Origin of the sequence: Pseudomonas sp. GL-B-26, from assembly GCF_019947405.1 — a bacterium.
Classification (GTDB): Bacteria; Pseudomonadota; Gammaproteobacteria; order Pseudomonadales; family Pseudomonadaceae; genus Aquipseudomonas.
The window spans coordinates 92,215-106,207 of the sequence record NZ_JAGYGJ010000014.1 but is presented as its reverse complement, the minus strand read 5'-3'; the positions used below and the strand labels follow the sequence as shown (position 1 = coordinate 106,207).

Here is a 13,993-nt window from a genome sequence, read left to right as displayed (position 1 = left end):
CAACCCAGCGAGAGCAAGCTCCCTCGCCACAACAGCTTTACCGCATCACTTCTGATCTCAGCTATAGACCCGGCCAAGGAGCTGCCGATGGCTTTCAAACTGATCGAGCACGTCACGGGTGATCTGATCCGAAGTGAAGCCCATCAAGTCGTAGTCCTGGCTGCCGTTGTGCAGGTACACCTCGGCGCGGTAGTAACGTGCACGCGGTTCATCAGCACTTTCCGCCGAAACCATGTCGCTCGCCGCCGCCAGATAGCCGTCCAGACTCACTTCGTAGACAAAAGGGTTGCCCTCTTCCATCTCGATTCGCAGGCCCATGCAACGCTTGGCCTTGCCCAGCAACGTTTGCACGTCCAGACCCTTGCCACGCAATTGCACCACGGCCTCTTCCAGCGCCGGGCTGACTTGCTTGTCCATGAAACGCTGAACAATCGACTGATTCGGCTGCAAGTCCAGCTGCGTCAAACGCTCGCTGAAACCACGACGACCGCGGGCTGCGAGCTCCGCTTGCTCCTGTTCGATCTGCACGTCCTGGCGCATCGCCTTGTGCAGGCCGAACATGAAGAACACCAGCACCACCGAGAACGGCAGACCGGCCAGCACCACCATGGTTTGCATGGCTTCGAAGTTACCGGCGAACAGCAGGCCGATGGTCACCAGCGTGATCACCGCCGACCAGAAGATCCGCAGCCAGTGCGGCGCATCTTCGTCGACGTTGCCGCCCTTGCACGAAAGGTTGGCCATCATCACCGCGCCGGAATCCGCCGGGGTCAGGAACAGCACGAAACCGACAAAGATCGACACGCCGATCACGATTTTCGACGCCGGGTAATGTTCAAGCAATTGGTAGATCGCCATCGACGGCTGTTCCAGCGCCGTCTTGCCAAGTTCCACCGCCCCGTGGTTCATCACCAGGTCAAGGGCCGAGTTGCCGAAGATCGACAGCCACGCCAGGGTGAAGCCCAGCGGGATCAGCAGCACGCCGGCTACCAGTTCACGCACCGTGCGACCACGGGAAATACGCGCGATGAACATACCCACGAATGGGGCCCAGGAAATCCACCACGCCCAGTAGAACAGGGTCCACAGGCCCAACCAACGGTCGGACTTCTCACTGTCGCCTTCGTACACATAGAGGTCGAAGGTCTTCAGCACCACGCCGTTCAGGTAGTCGCCGACGTTTTGCACGAAGCCATTAAGCAGGTGCAGGGTCGGGCCGAACAGCAGCACGAAAATCAGCAGACCACTGAACAGCACGATGTTCAGGTTGGACAGACGGCGGATGCCGTTTTCCACACCGGACACAGCCGCGATGGTCGCCACGGTGCTCATCACGATAATCACGATCAGCAGGTTGGTGTTGTTGTGTTCCATGCCGAACAGGTTTTCCAGCCCCGACGACACTTGCAGCGAACCAATCCCCAGGTTCGTCACCAGACCCAGCAGGGTCACGAACATGCCGAAGCCGTCTACCGCATGACCGGCCGCGCCTTTGACCCAACGCTCGCCGACCAGCGGATACAGCGCCGAACGCAACGCCAGCGGCTGGTTATGACGGTAAGCAAAGTAAGCAACGGCCAGGCCGACCAATGCGTAGATTGCCCAGCCATGCAGGCCCCAGTGCAGGAACGTCAGTTGAACCGCCTGACGTGCCGCGAGGTTACTGCCGGCCACGCCTTCCGGCGGATTGAAGTAGTGGTCCAGCGGCTCGGAAGCACCGAAGTACAGCAGCGAAATACCGATACCCGACGAGAACAACATCCCCGCCCAAGCGCCGTAGCTGAAGTCCGGGGTGTCGTCCTTGCTGCCCAGTTTGAGCTTGCCGTAGGACGAAAACGCCAGGCCGACCACGAACACCAGATAAGCGGCAATCACCACCATGTAGTACCAGCCGAAGCTGCGGGACAACCAGGCCTGGGCAATACCGAGCAATCTGCCGGCCTCTTGCGGGGCGATGATCAGAATGGCGGTCAACAACAGAATCAACGCGGTAGAGGTGTAGAACACCCAACCGTTGACCGTCACCTTCTCGGGTGGGGTCTTTATTAGAGAGGCAGAACTCATGGCACAGATGCTCCAGGCAGTGCGAGAGAAAAACACAAGGCAACGCGTTACCCGACCAATCGCTTAGTTGGCAGCCGACCAGCGGGTGATATAAAGACAGCCCGAAAAAAGCCCGAAGCCCCTGAACGCCTGAGCGTGTGGGTTTCGAGCGTTTTCAGATGTCGTTTTTCCGCCAACTACATGTAGGAAAAACCTGTAGGCAGCGACGAATTGTCGCAGATCTTATTCTTTGTTGATTGAACGTTCAATCAAAACAAAATAGACTGGCCTTCAATCCGATAGACGTTTCACGTCCGCCGGAAGGCCTAAGGAGATGTGCAAGATGCCCAAGGTCGGTATGCAACCCATCCGCCGCCAGCAGTTGATCGAAGCCACGTTGCAGGCTGTCGATAAGGTCGGCATGGGGGACGCCAGCATTGCGCTGATCGCCCGTTTGGCCGGTGTCTCGAATGGCATCATCAGTCACTATTTTCAGGACAAGAACGGCCTGATCGCTGCCACGGCGCAGTATCTGATGAGTGTCCTCAGCGAGAACGTCACCGCGCGCCGTCAGGCGCTGGAGGACAGCAGCCCGCGGGCGCACCTCCAGGTGATTATCGAAGGCAACTTCGACGCCAGCCAGGTCAATGGCCCGGCAATGAAAACCTGGCTGGCCTTCTGGGCCACCAGCATGCACCACCCGTCTTTGCACAGGTTGCAGCGGATCAACGATCACCGTCTGTATTCCAACCTGTGCTGCCAGTTCCGCCGTGTATTGCCGCTCGATGACGCGCGCAGTGCAGCCCGCGGCCTGGCAGCCCTCATTGACGGTTTGTGGTTGCGCGGCGCGCTGTCGGGAGATGCTTTCGACACCGGGCAAGCGCACCAGATCGCTTACGAATACATGGATTTCCAACTGGCCAAGCAGGTGAGTTAGAGCACACAGAACCGCTCAGCACCTGAACCGCCACTGACCAGCGTTGCCAAGGCTTTACGGCACGCCCGGTGGTTAACGCCAACTAACTTATGCACTTGCGAGGACTTTATGGCCCGTTTCGAACTGCAAAAACTCTACATCGATGGCGGCTACAGTGACGCCAGCAGCGACGCCACCTTCGAAGCCATCAACCCGGCTAACGGTGAAGTCCTCGCAACCGTACAACGTGCGACCCAGTCAGACGTTGAGCGCGCTGTAGTCAGCGCCGAAAAGGGCCAGAAAATCTGGGCCGCGATGACCGCCATGGAGCGTTCGCGCATCCTGCGTCGTGCCGTCGACATCCTGCGCGAGCGCAACGATGAACTGGCTGCCCTGGAAACCCTGGACACCGGCAAGTCGTTCTCCGAAACCAAGTACGTCGACATCGTCACCGGCGCTGACGTGCTGGAGTACTACGCAGGTCTGGTGCCGGCCATCGAAGGCGAGCAGATTCCACTGCGCACCACTTCTTTCGTCTACACCCGTCGCGAGCCGCTGGGCGTCGTGGCCGGTATCGGCGCGTGGAACTACCCGATCCAGATCGCCCTGTGGAAATCCGCACCTGCCCTGGCGGCCGGTAACGCAATGATCTTCAAGCCAAGCGAAGTCACTTCCCTGACCACGCTGAAACTGGCCGAGATCTACACCGAAGCAGGCCTGCCAGCAGGCGTGTTCAACGTGCTGACCGGCAGCGGCCGTGAAGTCGGCACCTGGTTGACCGAACACCCACGTATCGAAAAAATCTCCTTCACCGGCGGCACCGACACCGGCAAGAAGGTCATGGCAAGCGCTTCCGCCTCGTCGCTGAAAGACGTGACCATGGAACTGGGCGGCAAATCCCCGCTGATCATCTTCGACGACGCCGACCTCGATCGCGCCGCCGACACCGCGATGATGGCCAACTTCTACAGCTCCGGTCAGGTCTGCACCAACGGCACTCGCGTGTTCGTGCCAAGCCACCTGAAAGCCGCTTTCGAAGCCAAGATCGTTGAGCGCGTTGCGCGCATCCGCGTTGGCAACCCGGAAGACGAGAACACCAACTTCGGCCCACTGGTCAGCTTCGCCCACATGGAAAGCGTGCTGGGTTACATCGCCAAAGGTAAGGAAGAAGGCGCTCGCGTGCTGTGCGGCGGCGATCGTCTGACCGACGGCGAATTCGCCAAAGGCGCGTTCGTGGCACCGACCGTGTTCACCGACTGCACCGACGAGATGACCATCGTTCGCGAAGAAATCTTCGGCCCGGTGATGAGCATCCTGACTTACGAAACCGAAGAAGAAGTGATCCGTCGCGCCAACGACACCGAGTTCGGTTTGGCGGCTGGTGTCGTCACCAAAGACCTGAACCGCGCTCACCGCGTGATTCATCAACTGGAAGCCGGTATCTGCTGGATCAACGCCTGGGGCGAGTCCGACGCCAAGATGCCGGTCGGCGGCTACAAGCAGTCGGGCGTGGGCCGTGAGAACGGCATCAGCTCGCTGAACAACTTCACACGCATCAAATCGGTACAGGTCGAACTGGGCGATTACGCCTCGGTTTTCTAAGCCCCGGCTGAAAACCCTGTAGCAGCTGCCGAGGCACGAGGCTGCGTTGCGTGTCCGCAGGACCGCCCTCAGAGGGTCGCTGCGCGACCCAACGCAGCCTCGTTCCTCGGCAGCTGCTACAGGTGACCTGACCAACTTCAAAGAGGGTGCATTCAATGTCCCAAGAATTCGATTACATCATCATCGGTGCCGGCTCGGCCGGTAACACCCTGGCGACCCGTCTGACTGAAGACGAAGGCGTCACCGTCCTGCTGCTCGAAGCAGGCGGCCCGGACTACCGTATGGATTTTCGCACGCAAATGCCGGCTGCTTTGGCGTTCCCGCTGCAAGGTCGTCGCTACAACTGGGCCTACGAAACCGATCCAGAGCCACACATGGACGGTCGCCGGATGGAATGCGGTCGCGGCAAGGGCCTGGGTGGTTCCTCGCTGATCAACGGCATGTGCTACATCCGCGGCAACGCGATGGACTACGACAACTGGGCCAAACTGCCCGGTCTGGAAGACTGGGACTACCTGAACTGCCTGCCGTATTTCCGCAAGGCTGAAACCCGCGACATCGGCCCGAACGACTACCACGGTGGCGACGGTCCGGTCAGCGTGACCACGCCGAAAGCCGGCAATAACCCGCTGTTCCACGCGATGGTTGAAGCAGGCGTACAAGCCGGTTACCCGCGTACCGAAGACCTGAACGGTTACCAGCAGGAAGGTTTCGGCCCGATGGACCGCACCGTGACGCCGAACGGCCGTCGCGCCAGCACCGCTCGCGGTTACCTGGACATCGCCAAGAAGCGCTCGACCCTGACCATCGTCACCCACGCCCTGACTGACAAGATCCTGTTCGAAGGCAAGCGTGCGGTCGGCGTGCGTTACCTGATCGGCGCCGCTGAAGAGCGCGTTGAAGCCCGCGCCCGCAAAGAAGTGCTGCTGTGCTCCGGCGCCATCGCTTCGCCGCAGATCCTGCAACGCTCCGGTGTCGGCCCGGCCGAGCTGCTGAAAAAACTCGACATTCCGGTGGTCCACGACCTGCCGGGCGTGGGTGAAAACCTGCAGGATCACCTCGAGTTGTACCTGCAATACGCCTGCACCCAACCGGTCTCGCTGTACCCCTCGCTGCTGCTGCACAACCAACCGGCCATCGGTGCCGAATGGCTGTTCAAAGGCACCGGCATCGGCGCCAGCAACCAGTTCGAAGCCGGCGGTTTCATCCGTACCCGTCCGGAATTCGATTGGCCGAACATCCAGTACCACTTCCTGCCGGTCGCGATTAACTACAACGGCAGCAACGGTGTGAAAGAGCACGGTTTCCAGGCGCACATGGGTTCCATGCGTTCGCCGAGCCGTGGTCGCATCCAGGCCAAGTCCAAGGATCCGCGCGAGTACCCAAGCATCCTGTTCAACTACATGGCCACCGAGCAGGACTGGCAGGAATTCCGCGACGGCATCCGCCTGACCCGTGAAATCATGCAACAGCCGGCACTGGACGCTTTCCGTGGCCGCGAAATCAGCCCGGGCATCGACGTGCAAACTGATGAGCAGTTGGACAAGTTCATCCGCGAACACGCCGAAACCGCGTTCCACCCGTCTTGCTCGTGCAAGATGGGCACCGACGAAATGGCGGTGGTTGACGCTGAAGGTCGTGTGCACGGCATGCAGAGCCTGCGTGTGGTCGATGCCTCGATCATGCCGATCATCACCACCGGCAACCTGAACGCGCCGACGATCATGATCGCCGAAAAAATCGCCGACAAGATCCGTGGTCGCAAGCCATTGCCGCGTAGCAAGGCTGCTTACTTCGTAGCCGGTGATGCTCCGGTGAAAGGCAAGCCGTTGCGTGATGTGAGCCTGACTGCTCAGTAACACAGCTACACCGCGGTGCTGCCTTCGCGAGCAAGCCCGCTCCCACAGGGGATCTTCAGTGAACACACATTCTGTGAACACCAAAGATCAAATGTGGGAGCGGCGGTGCGACGATTCGACTTGCTCGCGAAGGGGCCCGACCAAACGATACACATCCGCCTGACCCAACCTGGTAATCCTTTCCTACACCGCTCCGCGCTTGATCCTACCCCCCGCGCAGGCCTAATCTAGCGCCACGCAAACGTTTCACCCCCCTCGCAACATCGATACACCGCCACTCCATACCAAGGAGGTTCCCGAATGTTCGATTTCCATCCCCAGCTCAAGCAGCGCTTCGCTGCCTTGCGCACGGGCGCTGAATTCTTTTCGCTGCGTTATGTGCGCGAGTCCGGCCAGTACCTGTCGGTGCGCAAGAATGTCGCCGAACCTCCGAGCCTGAGCCGTGACGAAGGCGCGATGCTGACCGTTCGGGTCAACGGCGTCGAAGCCTATGCCGCGACCAACGACCTGTCGCAGTCCGGGCTGCAAGCCGCGCTGGAGCGAGCCGAGCAGCAAGCCCGCCGACTCAAGCCCCACGCCCTGCTCGACTTGCGCGAGCAAGCCGTCTCCAGCGACCGCGCCGACTACTTTTCGCCGAACTTTGACCAGCCCTTCCCGTCCCTGAGTGATTGCTACCAACTGCTCGGCGCCGAATCCGCGTCCGTGCCCAAGGATGAGCGACTGGTGAACTGGCAGGTGAGCATCGGCATCACTAACGTCGAGCAGATCTACCTCAACAGCGCCGGCGCCGAACTGCGCCAGGCCCAGCGTTTCGTCTACCCGAGCGTGGACGTCACCGCCTACGACGGCAACGACAGCCAGACCCGAACCCTGGGCCGCGAGAACTTCGGTCAACAGGGCGGTTTTGATGTGATCAGCCGCTGCGGCCTGGTCGGCGCCGGTCCGAAAATCGCCGATCAGGCGCTGCAATTGCTGCTGGCGCCGAACACCCCGAAAGGCCCGCGTGACCTTTTGTTGATGCCGGACCAGATGATGCTGCAGATCCACGAGTCCATCGGTCACCCCCTGGAACTGGACCGTATCCTCGGCGATGAGCGCAATTACGCCGGCACCAGTTTCGTCAAGGCAGAAGACTTCGGCAGCCTGCAATACGGCTCCAAACTGCTCAACGTGACCTTCGACCCGGACATCCCCGAGCAGCTCGCCAGCTATGGCCATGACGACGACGGTACTGCCGCGAGCAAACAATTCCTGATTAAAGAAGGTTTGCTGCTGCGTCCATTGGGCGGTGCACTGTCGCAATTCCGTGCCGGCATGGATGGCGTTGCCAACAGCCGCGCCTGCAGCTGGAACCGTCCGCCGATCGATCGTATGGCCAACCTGAACATCGAGGCCGGCAATCAACCGCTGGAGCAGATGATCGGCAACATCGAGCACGGGATTTTGATGAGCACCAACCGCTCGTGGTCCATCGACGATGCCCGTAACAAGTTCCAGTTCGGCTGTGAGTGGGGCCAACTGATCGAAAACGGCGAACTCAAAGGCGTGGTCAAGAACCCGAACTACCGGGCGATTTCCGCGCAGTTCTGGAAAAGCCTCAGCGCCGTCGGCGATGCCAACTCCGTCAAGGTCCTGGGCACACCGAACTGCGGCAAGGGCGAACCGAACCAGGTGATCCGCGTCGGCCATGCCTCGCCGGCCTGTGTGTTCAGCAATGTGGATGTGTTTGGGGGAGATGCCTGATGAGTACTTCAAAAAGTCAGGCCGATGCGTTCAAGGCCTTGGTCAATTGGCTGCGCGATGCGATTCGCGAGCCGGAGCAATTCACTCTAAGTTACGCCGCCGAATCCTCGGCCTTCGTGCGCTTCAACCACGCCAAGGTCCGTCAGGCCGGGCAGGTGCAGCAGGCGAGCGTCGGTTTCAAACTGATCAATGATGGCCGGCATGCCGACCTGAACATCACCCTTTCCGGTGATGCGGAAGTCGATATTCAGCGCCTGGTCGAAGGTCTGCAACAGTTGCGCGAAACCTTGCCGTTGCTGCCGCAGGATCCGTACCTGCTGCTCAACTACAACGGCTGGCAGAGCAAGAACGTTCAGGCGCATCCGCTACCGGATACCGAGCAAGTGGTCGCTGAAATCACCCAGGCGGCTGAAGGGCTGGATCTGGTCGGTTTCTACGCCGCTGGCCCGATCAGTCGCGGTTTCGCCAGTTCTTCGGGCGCGTTCGGCTGGCATCAGGCCAACAGCTTCAACTTCGATTTCAGCCTGTTCCATGACAACGGCCAGGCGGTGAAAGCCAGCTACGCCGGGCACGACTGGAACAGCGAAGGGTTTGCCAAGCGCTTTGCGCAGGCGCGCGAGCAGTTGGCGTTTCTCGGCAGACCGCAACACACCCTGGCGCCGGGTCAGTACCGCGCCTATCTGGCGCCGGCAGCCCTGGGAGAAATCATGGACATGCTGGGCTGGGGTGGTTTCTCGGCGCAGTCGATTGCCAGCAAAAACAGTCCGCTGCAGAAGCTTTACGCGGGCGACAGTGCGTTCAGCCCGTTGGTGTCGGTGGATGAAAAGGTTAGCGGTTCGTTGAGCCCGGCATTCTCCGGCGAAGGTTATCCGCGCAGCGATCTTGGGTTGATCGTCAACGGCAAGGCCGGCGCGCAAATGGTCAGTTCACGCAGTGCGGCCGAGTACGGCCTGACCGCCAATGGCGCCAGCGGTGGAGAAATGCCGAGCGCAGTGAACATGGCGGCCGGTACGTTGCCTGATGCAGAGATTCTCAAGCAATTGGGCACGGGCTTGTACATCAGCAACCTGTGGTACCTGAACTACTCCGATCAGCCGGCGGCACGCCTGACCGGCATGACACGGTTTGCGACGTTCTGGGTTGAGAACGGCGAGATTCAGGCGCCGGTGAGCACCATGCGGTTTGATGACAGTGCGTACAGTTTGCTGGGATCGCAGCTGGAAGCGTTGACCGAGGAGCGCGAGCTGATGTTGTCGGCCAGTACCTACAGCCAGCGGGCCACGGCCTCGGCGTTGTTGCCGGGGGCGCTGGTCAGCAAACTCACGTTAACGCTGTAAACACTTTGTAGCAGCTGGCGAAGCCTGCGTTCGAGGACGCAGTCCTCGCCAAACCGGCAACCGAGTTACTTCTGTAGGAGCGCGTACGCTGAACTCGCGAGGACTTCGTCCTCGAACGCAGGCTTCGCCAGCTGCTACAGGATTTCATCGACTTGCGGACTGCTTCATCTCACACCCACAAGAGGTCCCATGCCCAACCGCCCGCCTCTCGACGCTGTCACCGCCCGCTGGGTGCCGTGGGTCGTCGCCATCGCGTTCTTCATGCAATCCCTCGACGGGACCATCCTCAACACCGCCCTGCCCGCCATGGCCCGAGACCTGGCCGAAGACCCGTTGCGCATGCAGGGCGTGATCATCGCCTACATGCTCACCGTCGCCTTGCTGATCCCCGCCTCGGGCTGGATCGCCGACCGTTTCGGTACCAAGAAAATCTTCTTCAGCGCGATTCTGCTGTTCAGCCTCGGCTCGTTGCTCTGCGCGCTGTCGAGCACCCTGAGCCTGTTGATTGGCGCACGGGTGATTCAGGGCCTGGGTGGTGCGCTGATGTTGCCGGTCGGGCGGTTGGTGGTGCTGCGTGCCTACCCTCGCTCGGAGCTGGTGCGAATCATGGGCTTCATCACCATTCCCGGATTGCTCGGCCCGTTGATCGGCCCGACCATGGGCGGCTGGATGGTGCAATACCTGACCTGGCACTGGATCTTCCTGATCAACCTGCCGGTGGGCGCCGTTGGTTGTTACGCGGTGTGGAGATTTATCCCCGACCTGCGCGGCACCGAACGCACCCGCTTCGATAGCCTGGGCTTTTTACTGTTCGGCGCGGCGATGGTGCTGATCACCATCGCCATGGAAGGCCTCGGCGAGCTGCACCTGCCGCATTTGCGCGTGATGTTGCTGCTGTTCGCCGGCATGGCCTGTCTGGCGGCGTACTGGTTGCGGGCCGGGCACATCGAAAATCCGCTGTTCGCACCGTCGCTGTTCAAGACCCGGACGTTTGCCGTGGGCATCCTCGGCAACCTGTTCGCCCGACTGGGCAGCGGCGCCCTGCCGTTTCTCGTGCCGTTGCTGTTGCAAGTGGCGCTGGGTTACTCGCCGTCCCAGGCCGGGATGAGCATGTTGCCGCTGGCGGCGGCAGCAATGGTCGCCAAGTCGGTGGCACGGCCGCTGATCGAACGTTTGGGCTATCGCATCGTACTGACCGGCAACACGTTGGCGCTGGGGCTGATGCTGGCGAGCATGGGCCTGGTCAGCGAGCAGACGCCGTACTGGCTGCTGTTGGTGATGCTATCGATTCTGGGGGCGATCAACTCGCTGCAGTTCACCGCAATGAACACCGTAACCCTGATCGACCTCGACGACGCCAGCGCCAGCAGCGGCAATAGCTTGCTGTCGGTGGTCGCGCAATTGTCCCTGAGCCTTGGCGTTGCCTGTGCCGGCGCCTTGCTTGGCGGCTTCACGGCGGAGATCGGCAACGACGGCGTGGACACGGTTTTGGGCGCGTTCCAGCTGACCTTTGTAACGGTCGGAATCATGGCGATGCTGGCCGCAACGATCTTTTCTCAGCTCTCAAAGGAAGACGGACGGCGCGTCAAGCGTCCGGAAGAGCACATAGAGCCTTAGGGCGAATGGCCACCGGGCTGGTACACTGCGCGACATTTTGTTTTGCAGGCCAGTCCCGTGACCACCATCGCCACCGCTTTTAATACTTTGCCGCTGTCCGCCGCCATGCTGGCTAACCTCGACTCTTTGGGTTATGCCGAGATGACGCCGATCCAGGCGCAAAGCTTGCCGGTGATCCTCAAGGGGATGGACCTGATCGCCCAGGCCAAGACCGGCAGCGGCAAGACCGCCGCCTTTGGTATCGGCCTGCTGAACCCGATCAATCCGCGCTTCTTCGGTTGCCAGGCGCTGGTCATTTGCCCGACTCGCGAACTGGCCGATCAGGTCGCCAAGGAACTCCGTCGTCTGGCCCGAGCCGAAGACAACATCAAGATCCTGACCTTGTGTGGCGGCGTGTCCTTCGGCCCGCAGATCGGCTCTCTGGAGCATGGCGCGCACATCATCGTCGGCACCCCGGGCCGCCTTCAGCAGCATTTGCGCAAAGGTTCGCTGGTGCTCCATGGCCTGAACACGCTGATCCTCGACGAAGCCGACCGCATGCTCGACATGGGTTTCTACGATTCCATCGAAGAAATCATTGCCCAGTGCCCGGAGCGTCGCCAGACCCTGCTGTTCTCCGCCACGTACCCGACGGGCATCAAGCAGTTGGCCGCGAAGTTCATGCGCAACCCTCAGATCGTGAAGGCCGAGGCGTTCCACGACGACACGCAGATCGAGCAGCGCTTCTACGAAATCTCCCCGGAAGAGCGCATGAGTGCCGTGACCAAAGTCCTCGGCCACTTCCGCCCAGCGTCCACCGTGGCGTTCTGCTTCACCAAGCAGCAGGTTCAGGAAACCGTCGATCACCTGACCTCCAAAGGCATTTCCGCCGTCGGCTTGCATGGTGATCTGGAACAGCGTGACCGTGACCAGGTACTGGCCATGTTCGCCAACCGCAGCACCTCGGTGCTGGTTGCTACCGACGTCGCCGCGCGCGGTCTGGACATCGATGCGCTGGACATGGTGATCAACGTCGAACTGGCCCGTGATTCGGAAATCCACATCCACCGTGTTGGCCGTACCGGTCGTGCTGGTGAGAAAGGTATTGCGATCAGCCTGGTCGCACCGTCCGAAGCGCACCGCGCCCAAGCCATCGAGCAACTGCAGAAGTCGCCGTTGAGCTGGGATCAGATCGACAACCTCACTTCCCAGGGCGGCGCACCGCTGCTGCCGGTGATGAGCACGCTGGTCATCGGCGCGGGCCGTAAAGACAAGGTGCGTCCGGGCGACATTCTTGGCGCACTGACGGGCGATGCGGGTATTCCGGGCGCTCAGGTTGGCAAGATCGCGATTTTCGACTTCCAGGCTTATGTGGCTGTGGAACGCGGGATCGCCAAGCAAGCCTTGCAGCGCCTGAATGACGGCAAGATCAAAGGCCGTTCGCTGCGCGTGCGTATTTTGTAAGGATTCTTCGACCCAACGAAGATCCCCTGTGGGAGCGGCGGTGCGACGATTCGACTTGCTCGCGAATGCAATCTGTCGGTCGGCTTAAATGTTGACTGACACACCGCTTTCGCGAGCAAGCCCGCTCCCACATTAGTTTTGTGGTGAAACAGAGAGGACACCGTTTTGCGCTCTACCGAAGTCGTGATCATTGGCGCTGGCGCCGCAGGTTTGATGTGTGCGCTGACCGCCGCCGGGCGCGGGCGCAAGGTGATGTTGCTCGACCATGCGAACAAGGCCGGCAAGAAAATCCTGATGTCGGGCGGTGGCCGCTGCAATTTCACCAACATGTACACCGAACCGAGCAATTTCCTCTCGCAGAACGAACACTTCTGCAAATCTGCCCTGGCCCGCTACACCCAGTGGGATTTCATCGGGATGGTCGCCAAACATGGCGTGCCATACCACGAGAAGAAACTCGGCCAATTGTTCTGCGATAACAAATCCAGCGACATCCTTGAAATGCTGCTCAACGAGTGCGATCAGGTCGGCGTCAGCCTGCACCTCGACACCTCGATCCAGCACATCGAGAAAATGGAAAGCGGCTACCTGCTGCAAACCACCCTCGATCAGATCACCTGCGAATCGTTAGTGATCGCCACTGGCGGCTTGTCGATCCCGACGCTAGGTGCGACCGGTTTCGGTTATCAGGTGGCCAAGCAGTTCGGCCACGACTTGCTGCCGACCCGCGCCGGGCTGGTGCCGTTCACCATCACCGATCAGCTCAAGGAGCTTTGCACCGAGCTGTCCGGTACGTCGGTGGATTGCCTGGTGAGCTGCAATGACCAGAGTTTCCGCGAGAACATCCTGTTCACCCACCGCGGCCTCAGTGGTCCGGCGATTTTGCAGATTTCTTCGTTCTGGGAATCCGGCGATACGGTTGAGATCAATCTGATGCCGGACTATGACGTACCGAGCTGGCTGCAACAGCAGCAAGCCGAACGTCCGAACAGCGAGCTGAAAACCCTGCTGGGGGAAATCTTCACCAAGAAGATGGCCAACCTGCTGGCGGATAACTGGTTCGTCTCCAAACCGATGAAGCAATACACCCACGCAGAAATTGCCGACATCGCCGAAAAACTGGCGAGCTGGAAAGTGGTTCCGGCCGGCACTGAAGGTTATCGCACCGCTGAAGTGACATTGGGCGGCGTCGATACCAACGAGGTGTCGTCCAAGACCATGGAATCACTGAAAAGCCCCGGCCTGTACTTCATCGGCGAAGTACTCGACGTGACCGGGCATCTGGGCGGTTTCAACTTCCAGTGGGCCTGGGCCTCCGGCTACGCTGCCGCGCAATTCGTCTGACCCGCACCGCTCCCCGCATGTAGGAGCTGTGTAGGAGCTGTCGAGTGAAACGAGGCTGCGATCTTTTGACTTTGCTTTTTAAAAACAAG

General features: G+C 60.5%; 9 protein-coding genes. 8 read left to right on the top strand and 1 reads right to left on the bottom strand.

Annotated elements, in window-relative coordinates:
* Positions 1-57 precede the first annotated feature (57 nt).
* On the bottom strand, positions 58-2,007 hold the full coding sequence (locus tag KGB23_RS11875) for a BCCT family transporter (protein WP_223431235.1): 1,950 nt from the start codon (positions 2,005-2,007) through the stop codon (positions 58-60).
* Between the two features lie 379 nt (positions 2,008-2,386).
* Between KGB23_RS11875 and betI the strand changes: the two genes are divergently transcribed.
* From betI to KGB23_RS11835, 8 genes are all read left to right on the top strand, one after another.
* A complete protein-coding gene (gene betI, locus KGB23_RS11870) occupies positions 2,387-2,980 on the top strand; it encodes a transcriptional regulator BetI (protein ID WP_223431218.1) in 594 nt (197 codons plus the stop codon).
* A gap of 108 nt (positions 2,981-3,088) precedes the next feature.
* Positions 3,089-4,561, top strand: coding sequence for a betaine-aldehyde dehydrogenase (betB, locus tag KGB23_RS11865; RefSeq protein WP_223431217.1), 1,473 nt, complete (start codon positions 3,089-3,091; stop codon positions 4,559-4,561).
* 155 nt (positions 4,562-4,716) lie between these two features.
* The gene (gene betA / locus KGB23_RS11860) at positions 4,717-6,420 is read left to right on the top strand and encodes a choline dehydrogenase (RefSeq protein ID WP_223431216.1); all 1,704 of its coding nucleotides are present in this window, start codon (positions 4,717-4,719) and stop codon (positions 6,418-6,420) included.
* A gap of 300 nt (positions 6,421-6,720) precedes the next feature.
* Positions 6,721-8,163 carry a TldD/PmbA family protein gene (locus tag KGB23_RS11855; protein ID WP_223431215.1) on the top strand — a complete coding sequence of 481 codons (1,443 nt, stop codon included), beginning with the start codon at positions 6,721-6,723 and terminating at the stop codon, positions 8,161-8,163.
* Entirely contained in the window at positions 8,163-9,500 is a 1,338-nt protein-coding gene (locus KGB23_RS11850) for a TldD/PmbA family protein (protein WP_223431214.1), read from the top strand. The genes KGB23_RS11855 and KGB23_RS11850 overlap by 1 nt, the downstream gene beginning before the upstream one ends.
* Positions 9,501-9,689: 189 nt before the next feature.
* On the top strand, positions 9,690-11,117 hold the full coding sequence (gene mdtD, locus KGB23_RS11845; RefSeq protein WP_223431213.1) for a multidrug transporter subunit MdtD: 1,428 nt from the start codon (positions 9,690-9,692) through the stop codon (positions 11,115-11,117).
* Between the two features lie 57 nt (positions 11,118-11,174).
* Positions 11,175-12,560, top strand: a complete 1,386-nt coding sequence (gene dbpA, locus KGB23_RS11840; RefSeq protein WP_223431212.1) for an ATP-dependent RNA helicase DbpA — start codon at positions 11,175-11,177, stop codon at positions 12,558-12,560.
* Positions 12,561-12,725: 165 nt separating this feature from the next.
* Positions 12,726-13,904 carry an NAD(P)/FAD-dependent oxidoreductase gene (locus tag KGB23_RS11835; RefSeq protein ID WP_223431211.1) on the top strand — a complete coding sequence of 393 codons (1,179 nt, stop codon included), beginning with the start codon at positions 12,726-12,728 and terminating at the stop codon, positions 13,902-13,904.
* Positions 13,905-13,993 lie beyond the last annotated feature (89 nt).